Annotated in this window: 16 protein-coding genes; 10 read left to right on the plus strand and 6 right to left on the minus strand. The window is 71.7% G+C overall.

Annotated elements, in window-relative coordinates:
• Nucleotides 1-64: 64 nt before the first annotated feature.
• From Sru02f_RS13360 to Sru02f_RS13375, 4 genes are all read left to right on the plus strand, one after another.
• Nucleotides 65-532: an aromatase/cyclase gene (locus Sru02f_RS13360; RefSeq protein ID WP_109030239.1), complete on the plus strand. Its 468-nt coding sequence runs from the start codon at nt 65-67 to the stop codon at nt 530-532.
• The gene (locus Sru02f_RS13365; protein ID WP_174855018.1) at nt 504-1,103 is read left to right on the plus strand and encodes a flavin reductase family protein; all 600 of its coding nucleotides are present in this window, start codon (nt 504-506) and stop codon (nt 1,101-1,103) included. The genes Sru02f_RS13360 and Sru02f_RS13365 overlap by 29 nt, the downstream gene beginning before the upstream one ends.
• Nucleotides 1,100-2,422 carry an NAD(P)/FAD-dependent oxidoreductase gene (locus Sru02f_RS13370; protein WP_109030240.1) on the plus strand — a complete coding sequence of 441 codons (1,323 nt, stop codon included), beginning with the start codon at nt 1,100-1,102 and terminating at the stop codon, nt 2,420-2,422. Before Sru02f_RS13365 ends, Sru02f_RS13370 begins: the two co-directional genes overlap by 4 nt.
• Nucleotides 2,423-2,515: 93 nt before the next feature.
• On the plus strand, nt 2,516-3,757 hold the full coding sequence (locus Sru02f_RS13375) for a wax ester/triacylglycerol synthase domain-containing protein (RefSeq protein ID WP_109030241.1): 1,242 nt from the start codon (nt 2,516-2,518) through the stop codon (nt 3,755-3,757).
• 58 nt (nt 3,758-3,815) lie between these two features.
• Here Sru02f_RS13375 and Sru02f_RS13380 read toward each other — a convergent pair whose 3' ends face one another.
• From Sru02f_RS13380 to Sru02f_RS13405, 6 genes are all read right to left on the minus strand, one after another.
• Nucleotides 3,816-4,694, minus strand: a complete 879-nt coding sequence (locus Sru02f_RS13380; RefSeq protein WP_109030242.1) for an SAM-dependent methyltransferase — start codon at nt 4,692-4,694, stop codon at nt 3,816-3,818.
• Nucleotides 4,695-4,737: 43 nt separating this feature from the next.
• Nucleotides 4,738-6,315 carry an ABC1 kinase family protein gene (locus Sru02f_RS13385; protein WP_109030243.1) on the minus strand — a complete coding sequence of 526 codons (1,578 nt, stop codon included), beginning with the start codon at nt 6,313-6,315 and terminating at the stop codon, nt 4,738-4,740.
• 92 nt (nt 6,316-6,407) lie between these two features.
• The gene (locus tag Sru02f_RS13390; protein ID WP_373103455.1) at nt 6,408-6,605 is read right to left on the minus strand and encodes a hypothetical protein; all 198 of its coding nucleotides are present in this window, start codon (nt 6,603-6,605) and stop codon (nt 6,408-6,410) included.
• 558 nt (nt 6,606-7,163) lie between these two features.
• Complete coding sequence (locus Sru02f_RS13395) at nt 7,164-7,760, minus strand: RNA polymerase sigma factor (RefSeq protein ID WP_109030245.1); 597 nt, start codon at nt 7,758-7,760, stop codon at nt 7,164-7,166.
• Nucleotides 7,761-7,839: 79 nt separating this feature from the next.
• Nucleotides 7,840-9,597, minus strand: coding sequence for an NAD(P)/FAD-dependent oxidoreductase (locus Sru02f_RS13400; protein ID WP_109030246.1), 1,758 nt, complete (start codon nt 9,595-9,597; stop codon nt 7,840-7,842).
• 49 nt (nt 9,598-9,646) lie between these two features.
• The gene (locus Sru02f_RS13405; protein ID WP_109030247.1) at nt 9,647-10,306 is read right to left on the minus strand and encodes an HD domain-containing protein; all 660 of its coding nucleotides are present in this window, start codon (nt 10,304-10,306) and stop codon (nt 9,647-9,649) included.
• 347 nt (nt 10,307-10,653) lie between these two features.
• On the opposite strand from Sru02f_RS13405, the gene Sru02f_RS13410 reads away from it, so the two are divergent.
• From Sru02f_RS13410 to Sru02f_RS13435, 6 genes are all read left to right on the plus strand, one after another.
• Complete coding sequence (locus Sru02f_RS13410) at nt 10,654-11,793, plus strand: thioester reductase domain-containing protein (RefSeq protein ID WP_244941758.1); 1,140 nt, start codon at nt 10,654-10,656, stop codon at nt 11,791-11,793.
• Between the two features lie 70 nt (nt 11,794-11,863).
• Nucleotides 11,864-12,136 (plus strand): acyl carrier protein, encoded by a 273-nt coding sequence (locus tag Sru02f_RS13415; RefSeq protein WP_003977559.1) that lies wholly within the window; start codon nt 11,864-11,866, stop codon nt 12,134-12,136.
• Complete coding sequence (locus Sru02f_RS13420) at nt 12,136-13,098, plus strand: ketoacyl-ACP synthase III (protein WP_109030249.1); 963 nt, start codon at nt 12,136-12,138, stop codon at nt 13,096-13,098. Before Sru02f_RS13415 ends, Sru02f_RS13420 begins: the two co-directional genes overlap by 1 nt.
• A gap of 10 nt (nt 13,099-13,108) precedes the next feature.
• Nucleotides 13,109-14,080 (plus strand): thiamine pyrophosphate-dependent dehydrogenase E1 component subunit alpha, encoded by a 972-nt coding sequence (locus Sru02f_RS13425; RefSeq protein WP_109030250.1) that lies wholly within the window; start codon nt 13,109-13,111, stop codon nt 14,078-14,080.
• Nucleotides 14,077-15,090: an alpha-ketoacid dehydrogenase subunit beta gene (locus tag Sru02f_RS13430; RefSeq protein ID WP_109030251.1), complete on the plus strand. Its 1,014-nt coding sequence runs from the start codon at nt 14,077-14,079 to the stop codon at nt 15,088-15,090. The genes Sru02f_RS13425 and Sru02f_RS13430 overlap by 4 nt, the downstream gene beginning before the upstream one ends.
• Nucleotides 15,087-16,205 carry a 2-oxo acid dehydrogenase subunit E2 gene (locus Sru02f_RS13435; protein ID WP_109030252.1) on the plus strand — a complete coding sequence of 373 codons (1,119 nt, stop codon included), beginning with the start codon at nt 15,087-15,089 and terminating at the stop codon, nt 16,203-16,205. The genes Sru02f_RS13430 and Sru02f_RS13435 overlap by 4 nt, the downstream gene beginning before the upstream one ends.
• The last annotated feature ends 79 nt before the right edge of the window (nt 16,206-16,284 follow it).

Consider the following 16,284-nt stretch of genomic DNA (forward strand, 5'->3'; position numbering starts at 1 on the left):
GGCGCCAGCAACCAGCTCCGGACACCAGCGTCCGAAAACCCTCCGGGAAGGAACCGAACGACCCATGCGCCACGTGGTCCTGCACGCCCTCGCCGACGGACTGGCACCCGCCGACGTCTACGCCCGCATCAGCGACTTCCGCCGCTATCCCGAGCACAGCGACACCTTCCGCGAGGTGCACGTCGAGCCTCCGCTGCCCGACGGCTCCACGGTCTCGGACTGGACCGTCGAGTTCCGGGGCGGCCTGATGCGGTGGCGGGAGCGCGACACCTACTCGCCCGAGACGTACTCCATCGCCTTCGAACAGCTCAGCGGCGACTTCCAGGCCTTCGAGGGGAGCTGGCGCTGCGAAGCGAGGGACGGCGGCACGCTCGTCGTCTACACCGCGGCCTTCGACCTCGGCATCCCGTCCATGGCCGAGATCCTCGACCCGGTGGCCGAGTCGACCCTGCGGACCAACATCGCCCGCGTGCTGCGGGGCCTTGCGGGCGCGGAGGTGATCGATGAGCGCGCGGCTGCGGCTGGTGACTGACCGGGCGGCCGTCGCGGGCGCCCCGCCGCCGGTCGCCGACCCGCCGCGCGCGGAGCCGCTGCACGAGGAACCGGGACCCGGCGCTGCCCGTTGCCTCGGGATGTACGCCAAGCTGGCCGCCGGCGTGACCGTCGTGACCGCCCGCGGCGAGGACGGCCCGCTGGGTATGACGGTGTCAGCCGTCACCTCGCTCTCCGCCCGCCCGCCGCTGCTCCTTGCCTGTCTGCGCGACGGCTCCCGCACCCTCGCCGCAGTCCGCGCCCGCCGGGCCTTCGCCGTGCACCTGCTGCGCGAGGAACAGCAGGAGCTCGCGGGCCGGTTCGCGTCCCCCACCACGACCGCGGCGGAGCGGTTCGCCGGGACCGACACCCGACAGGTGCTGGGTGTTCCCGTGCTGGCCGGCGCGCTCGCCTGGTCGGTGTGCCTGACCGAGGACGTACGCCGCTACGGCGACCACCACCTCGTCGTCGGCCGGGTGGCCGCCGTGCACGTGGGCGGTGGACGCCCGCTGCTGTGGCACGACCGCCGGTTCGGTGTGCTGACCGAGCCGGTGCCGGACGCCGCAGGATGACCAGGCTGCCGGCCGGAACGCCGTACTGGGACCCCGCGGAACTGCCGACGCAGCCCCAGTTGCACGGCGTGGTCACCGCGGACGTGGCCGTCGTCGGGGCCGGGCTGGCCGGGCTGTCCTGCGCCTACCACCTGGCGGAGCGTGCCCCCGGGCTCGACATCGCGGTGGTGGACGCCGAGCACCCGGCCGCCGGCGCCAGCGGCCGGGGCACCGGTCTGCTGGGCCCCCGGGCCGGCCCCGCGGTCGACCGCGCGGTGCGCCGCTTCGGTCCGCAGACGGCGCGCAGGATGCACCGGGCCAGTGAGCGGGCGGTGCGGGACGTCCTCGCCCTGTGCGCCCGGCTCGACGTGCCCTGCGGGCTGCGGCCCGGCGAGCAACTGGTGGCCACGCGGTCGTCCGCGGGCCTGGTGGCACTCGCCCGCCAGGCCCGCGCCTGCCGCGAACTCGGTCTGGACGTCCCCGTCCTCACCCCGGCCGGCATCCGCGACCGGGTCGGCGTGCCCTACCGGGCGGCACTCCTGCACCGCCCCGCCGCGACCCTCGACCCGGCCGCCCTGACCTGCGCCCTCGCCCGTGCCTGCGCCGACAAGGGCGTGCGGTTCTACGGCCGCAGCCCGCTGCTGGCCCTCCGCCCCGGCGATCTGGTCGGCCCCGAGCTGGTCCTCCCGCACGGCAGGCTCTACGCCGGTCAGGCGGTGCTCGCCGTCAACTCGGCCGCGCAGGCACTGGACCTGCCGGTCGGCACCGTCCAGCCGCTCGAGGTGTACGCCGTCGCCACCGAACCGCTGAGCGCCCCGGCCTACGAGGCACTGGGCGGGCGCGCCGGACACTCGGTCGTCGACGCCGTACCGATGGCGCCGTACTTCCGGCTGCTCCCGGACCGGGGCCTGGTGGCGGGCGGCGGTACCGCCACGGTCCCCGGGGGTGTCGGCGCTCCCCGTCTCCAGGCCGTCAGGGAACGTGCCTGGGCCTGGCTGGAGAGGTGGCTGCGGTCCCTGCATCCGGACCTCGCCCGGGTAAGGGTCACCCACCGCTGGTCCGGCCGCATCGGCATGACGGGCGACGATCTGCCGGTGGTGGGGCCGGTACCGGGCTTCGACGACGTCTGGTACATCGGCGGCTGCTGCGGGCACGGACTCGCCCTGTCCGTGGCGCACGGCGCGCACGTGGCCGCGGCCCTGCTGGGTGAGCCGGAACCCGGCGAACCGCTCCCGTGGCACCGTTCCCGGGCCCCGCGCCTGCCCGCACGCGGACCCGCTGGGTCCCTGCTGCGGGCGTACGTGGACACACTGGGGCGAATCGCTCGGCATGCCTGCTGACGGCGGGCGCGGTCCGTATCCGTACCCCAGTTCCGCAGACCCGGTCTCGCAGCCCGACAGACCACCCTCAGAACCCGACCAGGAGGTTCCACGATGCGACCCCACCTCGGTACGGACGGCCGTCTGCCGTCGGCCCTGTCCATGGGAACCGTAGATGTCGCCTTCCACCTGGCGACGGGCGGCAACCCGGTGCCCCTCGCGTTCACGTTCGGGTTCGAAGGCCGTGCCCCCACCCTGGACTCCGTACGCGCGCGGGTCGCCGAACGCGTCCACCGCGTCCCGACGTTGCGCTACCGCATCGCACGGGACCGCAAGAAGTTCCGACGAGTGGACCGGATCGCGGTGGACCGGCATGTGCACGAGGCGTGGCTGCCCGAGGACACCGACGGGTCGGCGACCAGCCGCCTGATGCTGTCCCGGCCGATGAGCACGGACGACCGGCCACCCTGGGACGTGTGGCTGGTCCACGGCCCGGCGGACCGCCACACCCTGGTCTACCGGACCGACCACACCTTCCAGGACGGCATGGGCGCCGCCTACACCGCCCGCGCTCTCCTCGGGGACCACCCCGAGGGCGCACCGGCCCCACAACGTCCCGCCCGGCCCACCGCACACGGCCTCGCGGACGCCCTGGGCGAGGTGCTGGCCGCCTTCCGCGCGCCCACCCCGAAACCCGCGTTCGACGGAGAATCCACGGGCCGCGTCGACGTCTGCCACGCCGACACCCCGCTGGCCCGGCTGCGCGCCATCGCCCGCGCCCACGGCGGCACGGTCACGGACGTCTATCTCGCTGCCCTGTCCCACGCCGTCCGCACCTGGTACCTGAAGGACACCGGCTCGGCCCATCCGCCGCTGCCCGTGTCGATCCCGATGTCGGTCCGGGCCCCGGGGGAGGAGTACGCCCCGGGCAACCGCATGGTCACCGCCCGGCTCCTGCTGCCCTGCGACGAGGAGTCGCCCCAACGGGCCCTGGCCCGGGTCGTCGCCCGCACGGGCCGGCTGCGGGAGAGCCGGCGGCGCGACGCCATGCGCCTGCTGCTGTCCGCCTCCCCGCGGCCGCTCGGCGCCGGCGTCGGCACCCGCCTGGTCCGCGGGGCGTTCGTGGCCGGCCCGGTGAGCAGCGTGAACTTCGGTACGGCCCTGGTCCACCAGGGGGTCGCGGCCCGCCGCGCGGCCGTCTTCGCCGGCGTCGCGTCGGGCATCCGGTGTGTGACGACGCTGACGAGCCAGCACGACACCGCGTGTCTGACCGTCGTTCACGACGAGGCCCTGGCGACCGCGGACGAACTCCCCGACCTGTGGCTCGCGGCGCTGCTGGAGCTGGAGCGGCCGTAGCCACGGCACCACGCGCAGGCCCCGGACACACCGTCCGGGGCCTGCGCGTGGTGCCGTGTCAGGGAGTGCCGCGCAGCGTCCCGGTGGTGAGGAAGACGCTCTCCGCGGCCACCGTGCCGATCAGCGGCAGATACGGGGAGAGGCGCTCGACCGCGTACGGCAGCGTGTACAGGTCGGCGGCCGCCGCGTCCCAGCCGTGCTCGGCCCACCAGCGCTCCGGATCGGCGATCTGCCAGTTCCAGGCCAGTCCGATCGTCGACAGGGCGTCCATGAAGGGCGCGACGAACGGGGAGGACGTGGTCGCGGAGTTCACGCACTCGGCGCCGAACATGCTGCCGGGGGCGGAGAGTTCGGTCATCGCGGCGACGACGGCCGCCACCTCCGGGGGCGGAAGGAAGTACAGGGGTGCCTCGCAGAGCCATGCGGTGGGCCTGCCGGGGTCGAATCCCGCCGCCCTGAGTTCCTCTTGCCAGGATGCCGTGCCGTCGGCTTCGACGGCGGTGCGGCGTCCGCAGGAGAGCCGGCTCCAGTCCAGTACGTACTCCTTGAAGGCATGTACGGCCGCGTCCTCCACCTCGAAGACGTGCACGCCGGTCGGCCAGTCGAGCCGGAAGGCACGGGTGTCAAGACCGGCGCCGAGCAGCACCACCTGGCGGCAGCCCGAACGGGCCGCGGCGAGAGCGTAGTCGTCGAAGAAGCGGGTGCGTACCACCTGATAGTCGGGCAGCATGCGCTGCAGCGGCCCGTCACCGGGCGGGCCCCCGTCGAACCCGGCCGCGTGGAGGAAGTCGGCGGCCCACGGGTCGCGGACGATCGGCGCGGGCCGGAGGTTCTCCGCCGCGTGTGCGGCGGCCGTCCAGAGCGCCGCGCGGGAAATGCCGTGCGGGGTCGCGGCGGCCGGCGCGAACGGTGACTGCGGACGTGTGGATTCCGGCATGGGATCTCCTTGAGGTGGGGCGGGGTGGCTGTGCGGACCCGGATCATCCGGAGCGGCGACGGCCCAGCAGGAAGGCCGCGGCGCCCAGCGCGAGAAGGCTTCCGGAGGGGCGGGTGGGCCGCTGGCCGCCCATCGCGGCGGGGGTGCGCGGCTCGTGGATGTTCAGTGCGAACTGACGGTTGGCCACGTCGGAGAGGACGCCCCGGACCTGTTCGGGACTGGTGACGGCGGCCAGCAGTAGCTCCATGGAGTTCCGGGCGAACTGGTTGCGGCCGAGGAACTCGCGGCCCAGTGCGAAAAGGATCTTCGGCACCTCCCCCTGGAACACCTCGGGCAACGTGATCTCGGGAGCCAGGCACCGCACCGAACCGTCGAGGTTCGCGAAGGACTTGCCCAGCAGTGAGACGGCCGGCGGCGAACCGATCCCGCGCTTGGTCGCCTTGGCCAGCACGGTGGTGAGCGCCACGCCGAAGTTCATGTCCTCCAGGGAGAGATGGGAGACCTTGGGCACGAACGCGGCCATGTCGGCGGCGAACGCGGGCATGTTGGCCCACGGCGTCACACGGCCCATCTCCGCCCAGTGCTGCGCCAGCCCGGCCCCGTCGTTCTGCGCCAAGGTCATGAACAGCGGCAGCAGCTGAAGACTGGTCCTGCGGTCCAGGCGGCCGACCATGCCCCAGTCGATCAGCGTCGCGGGTCCGCCGGGAGCGGCGAAGACGTTGCCGGCGTGCGGGTCGGCGTGGAAGAAGCGATGGACGAAGTACCCGTGGTACATGAACCGCAGCAGGTCCTTGCCGATCTCCACCCGCTCGTCGTCCGTGAAGTGGGCGCGGTCGACGTGCCGCACCGACTTCCCGTCGGCCAGCGACTGGACGAGGACCCGGGGGCTGGCGTGCAGTACCCGGGGCACCTCCAGCGAACGGAACGACCGGACCTGCCCGCGGGCCTCGTCCATGTTGCGGGCCTCGCCGGTGAAGTCCAGCTCCGGCTCCATGGCGTCGAAGACCGAGCCGAGCATCGCCTCGATGTCGATGACCTCGTTGAACCGGGGGGCGACGCGGGCCACGATCTTCGACGCCCGGCGCATCAGGGCCATGTCCGCGAGTACGCCCTCGCGGATGCCGGGCCGCTGGATCTTCACCACGGCCGCGCGCCCGCCGGGCAGCGTCACGCGGTAGACCTGCGCCAGGGACGCCGCCCCGAGCGGGGCGACGGTCTCGATGTCGTCGAAGCGCAGCTTCCAGTCCGCCCCGAGGTCCCGGGCCAGTACCGGCTCGAACTCCGAGAACGGCTGGACGTCGACCTGGTCGTGCAGGTTCTGCAGCTCGTCCCGGAGGGACTCGGGGACCATGTCGGGCCGGGTGGACAGGATCTGGCCGAGTTTCACATAGAAGGGTCCGAGGCTCTCCAGGGCATGCCGTACCGCCTTGGCGCGGCGCTGCTCCGCCCCGGCGGTGGCCTCGGCCGCGGACCCGGCGGAGCCGTCGAGGCCCTCCGCCGGGGAGCGCGTGTCCCGCTTCGTACGCCTCCGCAGCCGGGTCGCCTGTCCCACCTCGTCGGCCACGAGGCTGCCCAGGACCCTGACCACGAGACGCAGCCGATCGCCGACGACGGACGTCATCGTGTGTGATCCTCCTCAGATCGGGATCCGGGTACGGAACGGCGGTCGGCGTGCACCCCGGAGACGGCCGGGCGGGACGATGGCACGGCCGGTCAGCCCGAGGTCGAGGACTGTCCGCCCGGGGACGGCTTTCCGCCCTGCCCCTGCTGACCGGTCAGGCCTTGCAGGGCCGCCAGCCCCTGCTGACCGGCCTGGGCCGGCAGGTTGGTCAGGTTCTGCAGGCCCTGGACCGCCTCGAGGAGCTTGGGCAGCACCTGGAGCAGCTGGGTGAGCTGGGACGGGAGCGCCATCAGGTCGCCCGCCCCGCTCGCCGCGTGTCCGAGGCCTCCGGCCAGCTGACCGAGCCCGCCGAGCGCGCCGGCCGCGCCGCCGACCGCGGCGAGCGGATTGGCCGCCCCGCCCAGCGCGGCCAGGGGTTGCCCGCCCCGCCCAGCGCGGCCGCGAGCGGGTTGCCGCCGCCCGCGGCACCGGTGAGCGCGGCCAGGGGTTCTGCGCTGCGAGGTCGGCGAGCGGGTTGCCGGCCGCGCCGACCCCGCCGAGGGCGGCCAGCGGATTGGTGACACCCGCGAGCGCGGTCGCCGGGTTGACGGCCCCGGCCAGTGCGGCGAGGGCGTTCGGGGGCAGCCCGGCCAGTGTGTCGACGGCGTTGTCGGAGCGGCGCGACGATCCCGAGCCGCGCGACGATCCCGAGTCGTCGTCCCGGTTCAGGAGGTCGTCGAAGGCATCCTTCCAGCTGTCGGTCATGTCACCGACCAAATCCTTGAAGATGTCCTGGACGTTCTTGCTGTTGCCCATGAGTGGGGTCCCTTTCCGTTTCTCTGCGATGGGAGAGGTGCGGTTTTCGGGTGTTATCGGGCGCAGCCTTCCAAGGCTTTCGCGCAGACGTTCTTCAATCGCGCGCGGCCCCTGGTGAAGGCGGCTTCGGCCGCCTTGACGGAGATGTTGTGTATGCGGGCGAACTCCGCAGTGGAAATACCCTTGGCGCGGGCGAGTATGACCTCCTGCTCCCGCCCCCGCAGGTGTTGTACCTGGCCCAGAAGCCATCTGCCGAAGTCCTCGTCGCAGACGTCCTCCTCGGTCGTACCGGGGGGTTCCGCGAGCGCCGCACGCTGGAGGAGTCTGCTGCGACGCTCCATGTCACGGTAGAAGTCGATGCAGAGGCGAAGCGCCACGGACGTCAGAAAGGCACCCAGTCGATTCCTGTCCAACGCGGCGTGGGCGGCTGCCCGGGCCATGGTTTCCTGAACGCAGTCCTCGGCGTCCTGAAAACTTGGTAGTCTTCGCCGAACCAGCCGCATGAGGCGGTCCTGATGCTGGAAGATTTCTTCCCAGGAGCATTCAGCGGGCGATTGGCAGGTGGAATGTCGCACCATCGTGGATTGCAGCCCGTTGTCTCTCGGATTGAGCAGGGGGAACCGCGGCCGACTTTCCATTTGTTCGGCCATGTGGATTTCCTACCCGAGGCCCTGGAGCGGCAAACCGGAATATGCGCCTCCATCAGTCGGCAGAAATGTTTTTCCGTGCTCATTTCCGAGGAGCGGGCCGCCGCGCCCAGTCGCGGTTCCAGTTGCGCCACATGTCCCGTACGGTCTGGTGCACTTGGGAGCTGCCGGCGCGCAGCTCGGTGGTGTACGCCTGGACCGCTTCCTTGCCCACCAGCCGCGCTCCGCCGGTGAAGTAGGAGCCCCGGACGTGCTGCGGTGAGCGGTACTTGCCCCACAGCAGGATCTTCATCAGCGGCCAGAGGGTGAACACCCCGGACGGGCACCGGTCGTCGGGGTCCAGGGTGCCCCACACCGCGGGGACCAGTCCGCTCTCGCCCAGCAGCTCGTAGATGCGGGCGATCGTCTGCTCCTTCGTCAACTCACCTTCACGATAGGCGAGTACGGCGTCGCGCGACTGGTCGAACATCCGCTCCACCCAGGGGTTGTCCATACCCTGGAGACCTCGGTACGGCGGCTGCTCCAGCAAGTCGAAACAGGCCGGGTCGTGCGTCTTCTCGAACGTCACGGCGACCTGGTTCTGGGCGTTCGTGCCGTACAGCGTGGTGATGGTCCACACGCGGTTCCAGGCGTTCCACAGGTCGAAGTCGTCGAACGCGATGTAGCTGCAGGACACCAGGTCGTCGTAGAACCGGAACATGCGCTTGGTCCAGTGGTCCAGGTACGCGAACCGGGAGGTGTCGAAGTCGTTCTGGCGCACCGCGTCGATCAGCCGGTGGCCCAGGGCGTTGAGCGCCATCACGGTGACGGCGAGTCCGCTGGAGAAGAGCGGGTCGATGAAGTCACTGGCGTGCGGCAGCAGGCACCACCGGTCGCCGACGACCTTCTGCGAGGCGAACTGGGTGCGGTCGGTGGACACGTAGGGCCGGACCGCCCGCGCCCGTTCGAACTGCCGGGCCACACTGGGGAACCGGCGTACGTACTGCCAGAACTCCTCCTCCGCCGAGATGTCCTCCGGCCGGGGGTGCTGGTCGAGATCGAGGTTGAGGCCGACACTGCACAACTGGTTCGTGCTGGTCGACTGGTTGTCGAACGGGATGGCCCAGAACCATCCGCCCGGGAACATGTGGTGGAGCGTTCCCTGGCTGAACGGGCTGGGCATGCCGTGCTGGGCACGCGGGGGCGCCACGGCGTCGAAGGGGCGCACGTCCACCATGTGCGTGAAGATCGTGCGCGACCTCGTGCGGTAGGGCGGTTCCTGCCGCAGCCCGAGGCGCTCGGGCAGGACCGCCCGCATGCCGCCGGCGTCGACCACGTACGAAGCCCGGAAGGTGCCCCGGTCCCGGGTGACGAGAGTGGCGCCGTCCTCCTCGAACTTCACGTCGTCGACCATGGTGTGGGTGTACGCGGTCACGCCGTAGGACACGGCGACGTGGAACATGTACGCGTCCACGTCCTGCCGGAAGTAGTGCGAGTCGGGACCGAGCGGAGGCCCCCAGGTGGGGTACTGGGTGCACTCGTCGGGCCGGGTGGGCTCGCCCTCCCGGTGGTAGATGAAGCTGAAGTTCCGCTTGACCCCGCTGTTCGACGACACGTGGCGGCGCAGTGCCGCGTTGGTCGCCAGGTGATCGAGCTCGGGGACGTCGTAGCGGCGGGCCAGGACCCGGAGCCCGAACGTGGTCTCGGGGACGGTGGACTCTCCGATGGCGAACCGGGGGTGGCCGCTGCCCTCGAGCAGCAGCACTCGCACGCCGTGACGTGCGAGTACCGCCCCCAGCATCGTCCCGCCGATGCCGCCTCCGACGATGGCGACATCGAAAACACGCTGGTCTTCTTGCATGTCTGCGGTTCCTTTCGCGACGGGAAGAGCGAGTCGCCGGGCTCCCCGGTCACCGGTGGGCGACCGGGGAGCCCGGCAGCACCCGGCGCAGCCCGCAGGCCACCAACCGGGCGGAGAAGGACACGGCGAACCAGGGGGTGGGCGCCAGTCGGGCCAACAGTCGGCGGTCCCCGGGCACTTGCCGCCCGCCGCGCCCGGTGACGTCCAGCCACACGCCGAAGTGCAGCAGCCGCGCCTCGGGTCCGGCGTCCCGAGCGGGGAACGGCCGCATGTGCTCGCGCACCGCACGCGTGAGGGTCGTGCGCCGCACCGTGCCCACCTGCTGTCGGGTCAGGAAGTGGTCGAGCAACTGGGCGGAGCGGCACGGGAATCCACCGCGGCCGAGCGGAGTGCGCCCTACCAGCCCGGCGTCGTGGAACGCCGCGGCGGCCAGCAGGCCGACCCGGTCGTAGGCGAGCCCGTGGGTCCGCGCACAGGCGTCGGCCAGCAGGAACGTCCGCAGAGAGTGCACGGCGACGTGGGGCGGCAGGAGCCGGCACATCTCCTTCAGCGCGGCGCCCGCGAGGGGGTGCCCGAGCAGCTCCGCGAGGGCCGGGCGGCCGAGCAGGGGCTGCCATGCCTCGGGCAACGCCTTCGGTGGATCGGAGTGTGAACTCGCCCCGCTCCCACCGGGATCGGGGACCTCCGGCATCTCGGGCCCTGCGACCATGGCCCAACCCCCCTTGTCTCACGACCCATTGGCTGTGTCCGTCTCACCTGTCTTTACGCCCGGGCCGCCGCCGCCCCCCGCCCCTCGTTCCGCAACGCCTCGTCCGTGTAAGCGCGTTGGCGTGCAACCGACGGCGCGCGATACCGGTGATGCGCTCCGGGCGTACGTTCCGGCCGTCCAATCGGAGCCATGGCCTGTTCGAATGAATGAGCCCTACTCATCCGTTGTGGCGGTGCGGGAGCGGGTGACGGCCGGGAGGATGCGCCCTGCGCTCCCACTGGTGGAAGATTTCTGTAGTAAACCTCGTGAGGTGCGGGGAGTGTTCAGGGCAGGACCGAATCTCGCCTGTGCTGAAATGCGGTGTTGGTATGGTCAGTTTCCCGATCGCCGAAGATTTGCGACTTCCGGCGGAAATCGATGCCTCGGCTCTGCCGGATACTCCCGAAGGGCCGCCTGAGAGAATTCTGCTGACGGGAGCCACCGGATTCCTCGGCGGTTCCCTGCTCGCCGACCTGCTGGATGCCACCGATGCTCGAATCCATTGCCTGGTGAGAGCGGAATCGGCCGCTGAGGCCCGGGAGCGGCTCGCCGGTCAGTTGCGCGCCCGGAATGTGCCGGAGCACCACAAGTCCCGGATCGACGTCGTGCCCGGCAGCCTGGCGAAGCCGCGGTTCGGCTTGACCGACGAGGAGTTCTCGGGCCTCTCGCGCGACATCGACGTCATTTACCACTGCGGCGCCTGGGTCAATCTCCTGGCGAGTTACCCGATCCTGCGCGGCTGCAATGTGTCGGGGACCCTGGAAATCCTGAGACTGGCGACCCGGACCCGCCGAATTCCCGTGCATTACATCTCGACGATGGGGGTGATCCCGGCGGCCCGGGAGGCCGGGACCGGTGTCTCCGGCTACTGCGCCACCAAATGGGTCGCCGAGCAGTTGGTCGCGCAGGCCGCGGACCGCGGATCGCCCACGATGGTGCACCGGCCCGGGGTGATCCTGGCGGACTCGCGCACCGGCCTGGTGGGGAAGTCGGACTGGTTCGTCCACCTGACGACGGCGAGCATCCGCGCCGGCTGCGCCCCCGACCACCCCGGCCTCCTGCCGGTCGGCACGGTCGACTTCACCAGCCGCGCCATCGTCGAGCTGTCCCTGAGCCGGCCTGCCCGAGGACAGGTGTTCCACGTGATCGATCCCGAGCCGCTGCCCTTCCGGTCGTACTTCCAGGGCTTCGCGGACGCCGGTGTCGACCTTCCGCTCGTCCCGTTCGACACCTGGCTGGAGCGGCTTCGCGACCTGGGCGACGAGGTCCCCCGCAGCACCCTGCGGCTGGCCGGCGAGACCCTCCGGCAGATGATCCCCGCCCCGGGGCCGGACACCGCCGGCCCCACCGCGGCGACCGCGCACCGCGCCCCGCCCGTGCTCGACTCCGACTACTTCCGCAGGATGCTCGCCTTCCTGAGCCGCGACGCCCTGCTGCCCGCCCAGTGACCCACGTACGGTCCTCTCCACCCGTGCCTCCCGTCACCCTCCCCGCATCTCAACAGCTGGAGTTTCCGCAATGTCCCCTTTCACCCTGGAAGACCTGACGGCGATGGTGGCCGAGATCGCCGGCGCCGAAGCGGCCCGGGCGCTCTCGGAGCAGCCGGCCGACGCGCCCTTCACATCGCTGGGGTTCGACTCGATGGCCGTCATCGAACTGGCCGAGCGGATCCAGGAGCGCTACGGCGTTCCCATCCCGGACGAGGCGGTGCACGACCTGCGCACCGTCCGACGGACCCTCGACTACGTGAACGGCCGGGCGGCCGTCGCGGCGGCGGACGGAGCCCGCTGATGGCCCGGGGCGCGGGACGGCTGACCGGCATCGGCGTCTACCGCCCCGGTGGCCTGCTCACCAGCGCCGAACTCGACACCAGGTTCGGTCACGAGGACGGCTATATCGAGCAGATCACCGGGATCCGGACCAGGCTGAAGGCCGACCCCGACGACACCTTCGTCGAGATGGCCGCGCAGGCGGCGGACAAGGCCCTGGCCCAAGCGGGCGTGCTCGCCGAGGACCTGGACTGTGTCCTGTTCTCCTCCGCCAGCAGCGTCGGCCAGGCATCGTGCCGGGCCGCCAGTCTCACCCACCGCATCGGAGCCGGCCGGGCCGGCGGGTTCGACGTCAACGGCGGGTGCGCCGGGTTCGGTTACGGGCTGGCCCTGGCCTCCGGACTCATCGCCGCACAGCAGGCGCGTCAGATCCTGGTCGTCGCCGCCGAGCGGCTGAGCGACATCACCGACCCCGACGACTGCGCGACCGTCATGGTCTTCGGCGATGCCGCCGGGGCCGCCGTGGTCAGCGCCGCGGAGCACCCCGGGATCGGACCGGCGGTGTGGGGAACCCACGGCCCCGGTGAGCCCTGGATGACCAGCGCCCCGCCCAAACCCGGTGCCGCCCGCCCGTACATGCACATGGACGGCACCCGGGTGGTCCGCTGGTTCGGTTCGCACATGCCGCAAGTGGCCCAGGAAGCACTCGACGCGGCCGGGCTCACCTGGGACGACATCGGCGCCTTCGTGCCGCACCAGTGCAACGGGCGGCTGATCGACGCGATGGTGCGCCGACTGCGCCCGCCCGAGCACGTGGCGATCGCCCGCAGCATCGTCACCGACGGCAACACCAGTTCGGCGTCCATCCCGCTGGCCCTGGAGTCGCTGCTCGCCTCGGCCACCGTACGGCCCGGCGACAAGGCGCTGCTGCTGGGCTTCGGCGCCGGGCTGACCTGGTGCGCCCAGGTGGTCGAACTTCCGTAAGGAGCACCTCATGAACGTCACGTCCGCGTCCCCCGCGGTCGACCTCAGGGCCGTCGGCGCACCCGAAGCCGGTGTCGTGGCCCGACCCCTGTCCCGTCTGTCCGACGCCGATCTCGGCACCCTGCTGATGATCCGCCACTTCGAACTGGCCGTGCTGGAGCTGTTCTCCCAGGGCCGGCTGCACGGCACCACGCACACCTGCCTCGGCCAGGAGTACATCCCCGTCGCGCTCTACCCGCTGCTGGACGAGGGCGACTACGTCTTCAGCAACCACCGCGGGCACGGCCACTACCTGGCCCGCTTCCACGACCCGCACGGCCTGCTCGCGGAGATCATGGGGCGGGCCGGTGCCGTCTGCCACGGCGTGGGCGGCAGCCAGCACATCTACCGCGACCGCTACCTGTCGACCGGCGTACAGGGCCAGAGCCTGCCCGTCGCCGTGGGAGTCGGCCTGCACCTGAAGGGGGCCGAGCCGGGCCGGATCGCGGTGGTCCACATCGGCGACGGCACCTGGGGCGAGGGCGCCGTGTACGAGGCGCTCAACATGGCGCAGCTGTGGCAGGTCCCGGTGCTCGTCGTGGTGGAGCACAACGGGATCGCCCAGTCGACACCGACCGAGCGGCAGATGTCCGGCACCGTCGCGGCCCGGGCGGCGGCCTTCGGGGTCGGCCACCTGCGGATCGACTCCGTGGACGTCACCGACGTACGCGCCGCCCTCACCCCCGTGGTCGAGCAGGTCCGCGACCGGCACCGGCCGTACGTGGTCGAGTGCGTCACCCACCGGGTGGGCCCGCACAGCAAGGGGGACGACACCCGCGCGGCCGAGGTCCGGGAGCGAGCGGCCAGGCACGACTGGTACCGCCGCTACCGACAGGACCATCCCGCGCAGTTCGCCGCCGCCGACCAGGCACAGGCGGAGGCCGTCGCGGCCGTCGTACGAGAGGTCGGCGCGCGTCCGGCGTCCCGATGGGAGGCCCGATGACCAGGCGCCAGCGCGTGGCCGAGAACCTCAACAGCGCCCTGCACCACCTCCTCGGCGCCCACCCCGGCACGTATCTGATCGGTGAGGACGTCGCCGACCCCTACGGCGGGGCGTTCAAGGTGACCCGGGGGCTCTCCGACCGCTTCCCGGACCGGGTGCTGTCCTCACCGCTGAGCGAAGGCGGCATCGCCGGGGTGGGCGCGGGCCTGGCCCTGGCCGGCAACCGGTCCGTGGTCGAGATGATGTTCTCGGACTTCGCCGCGCTGGCCTTCGACCCGCTGCTGAACTTCGCCGCCAAGTCCGTGTCGATGTACGGCCGCAGGGTCCCGATGAGCATGGTCGTGCGCTGCCCCACCGGCGGCAACCGGGGGTACGGCCCGACGCACAGCCAGAGCCTGCAGAAGCACTTCCTCGGCATTCCCTCGCTGCACCTGCGGGAAGTCTCCCCGTTCCACGACAACCAGCGCGTACTGACCGCGATGCTCGACCGCGAGGAGCCCGGTGTGCTCTTCGAGGACAAGGTGCTCTACACCCGCGCCATGTACCGGGACGGGGTCGTGGACGACCTCTTCCGCTACGAGGTGCTGGCCGATCCCAGCGAGACCGCCCGGGTGTTCGCGCCGGACTGCGGGCCCCCCGACTGGATCCTCCTGGCCCCGGGCGGACTCACCGAACGGGCCGTCACCGCCCTGCGCACCCTGCTCCTCGAAGAGGAGATCACGTGTGAACTGCTGGTGCCCTCCCAGCTCTACCCCTTCGACAGCAAGGCGCTGCTCCCGGTGCTGTCCCGTGCCGACCGCATCTGTGTCATGGAGGACTCCACGGCCGACGGGACCTGGGGCGAACTGCTCGCACAGCAACTCCACGAGCAGCTGTGGAGCCGACTGGCCCGCCCGGTACTGCCGCTGAGCGCCGAGCCGTGCATCGTCCCGACCGCGGCGCACCTGGAGCACGACGTGCTGCTCCAGCCGTCCACCATCCACCGCGCGATCATGGAGGCGACGAAGTGATCGGCATCGAGCTGCCCACGCTCAACACGAACGACTCCAGCTACACCCTGGTCGAGTGGCTCGTCCCCGACGGCAACAGCATCGAGGGCGAGGAACCGCTGGCGGTCGTGGAGACCTCCAAGGCCAGTGAGGAGATCGAGAGCACCGGCTCCGGAATCCTGCACGTCCTCGTCGGCGGCGGCCAGGAGTGCCGGCCGGGGCAGACCATCGCCTACCTCTTCGAGTCGGCCGAGGAGCGCGACTCCTACCGGGCGTCGGCCGCCACCCCGGCGGCGACATCCGCAACCCCAGGCGCGGAGCTGAGCATCACCAACGCGGCCCGTGAGCTCGCCGACCGCCACGGCGTGTCCGAGGACGAGCTGCGCGGTCTCGGGCGCACGGTCATCCGTACGGCCGACGTCGAGGCCCTGGTGCGGCGGGCCGCGTCGGAGCCCGCCACCGCCGGGCGCCAACTGTCCAAGCGGCAGCGGACGGTGGGAGCGGTGGTGACCGAGTCGATGCGGACCGTTCCGGCCGCGGCCGCCTACGCCAAGGTCGACGTCGGTCAGGCGGAGGAACTGGCCCGGCGGCTGTCCGAGCGCACCGGCAGTTTCGTCTCCCTGCCCGTCCTGCTGATCAAGGCGGTGGCGCGCCGGCACGCGGCACATCCCCTGATGTTCGCCGCGCTCACCGACGACGGCGCGGTGCGCGAGAGCGAACGGGCCCACGTGGGCGTCACCATGGACGCGGGCCGAGGTCTGTACACCCCGGTGGTGCACGACGCCGCCGAGCTGAGCGGCGACCGGATCGCCGACCTGCTCACCGGCTTCCGGAGCAAGGCGTTCCGGGGCACGTTCCAGGCCGCCGAACTCGCCGGAGCCAACATCATGGTCGCCCCGCACACCACCGAGGGCATGGTCCTGGCCACCCCCATCGTCTTCCCCGGCCAGACCTGCGTGGTCTCCGTCGGCGCCGTCGACGACCAGGTGCTCCTGGACGCGCAGGGCACTCCCCGCACCCACCGGTTCGTCCACCTCGGCCTGGTCTACGACCACCGGGTGGTCAACGGCCGGGACGCGATGGCCCTGCTCAAGGACGTCAAGGAGGAGCTGGAGGCACCGGCCGCGCTCGGCTGACCGCCGACCCGCCGCCACGGACCCCCACCACACGGACCCCCACCACCCCCGGGGGACCGCCCGTCGGACAGGAAAGGAC

It is taken from the genome of Streptomyces rubrogriseus, from assembly GCF_027947575.1.
GTDB lineage: Bacteria > Actinomycetota > Actinomycetes > Streptomycetales > Streptomycetaceae > Streptomyces > Streptomyces rubrogriseus.

Coding starts and splice junctions, on each gene's coding strand:
- Sru02f_RS13360 (WP_109030239.1), top strand. CDS start 65: ATGCGCCACGTGGTCCTGCACGCCCTCGCCGACGGACTGGCACCCGCC.
- Sru02f_RS13365 (WP_174855018.1), top strand. CDS start 504: ATGAGCGCGCGGCTGCGGCTGGTGACTGACCGGGCGGCCGTCGCGGGC.
- Sru02f_RS13370 (WP_109030240.1), top strand. CDS start 1,100: ATGACCAGGCTGCCGGCCGGAACGCCGTACTGGGACCCCGCGGAACTG.
- Sru02f_RS13375 (WP_109030241.1), top strand. CDS start 2,516: ATGCGACCCCACCTCGGTACGGACGGCCGTCTGCCGTCGGCCCTGTCC.
- Sru02f_RS13380 (WP_109030242.1), bottom strand. CDS start 4,694: ATGCCGGAATCCACACGTCCGCAGTCACCGTTCGCGCCGGCCGCCGCG.
- Sru02f_RS13385 (WP_109030243.1), bottom strand. CDS start 6,315: ATGACGTCCGTCGTCGGCGATCGGCTGCGTCTCGTGGTCAGGGTCCTG.
- Sru02f_RS13390 (WP_373103455.1), bottom strand. CDS start 6,605: ATGGCGCTCCCGTCCCAGCTCACCCAGCTGCTCCAGGTGCTGCCCAAG.
- Sru02f_RS13395 (WP_109030245.1), bottom strand. CDS start 7,760: ATGGCCGAACAAATGGAAAGTCGGCCGCGGTTCCCCCTGCTCAATCCG.
- Sru02f_RS13400 (WP_109030246.1), bottom strand. CDS start 9,597: ATGCAAGAAGACCAGCGTGTTTTCGATGTCGCCATCGTCGGAGGCGGC.
- Sru02f_RS13405 (WP_109030247.1), bottom strand. CDS start 10,306: ATGGTCGCAGGGCCCGAGATGCCGGAGGTCCCCGATCCCGGTGGGAGC.
- Sru02f_RS13415 (WP_003977559.1), top strand. CDS start 11,864: ATGTCCCCTTTCACCCTGGAAGACCTGACGGCGATGGTGGCCGAGATC.
- Sru02f_RS13420 (WP_109030249.1), top strand. CDS start 12,136: ATGGCCCGGGGCGCGGGACGGCTGACCGGCATCGGCGTCTACCGCCCC.
- Sru02f_RS13425 (WP_109030250.1), top strand. CDS start 13,109: ATGAACGTCACGTCCGCGTCCCCCGCGGTCGACCTCAGGGCCGTCGGC.
- Sru02f_RS13430 (WP_109030251.1), top strand. CDS start 14,077: ATGACCAGGCGCCAGCGCGTGGCCGAGAACCTCAACAGCGCCCTGCAC.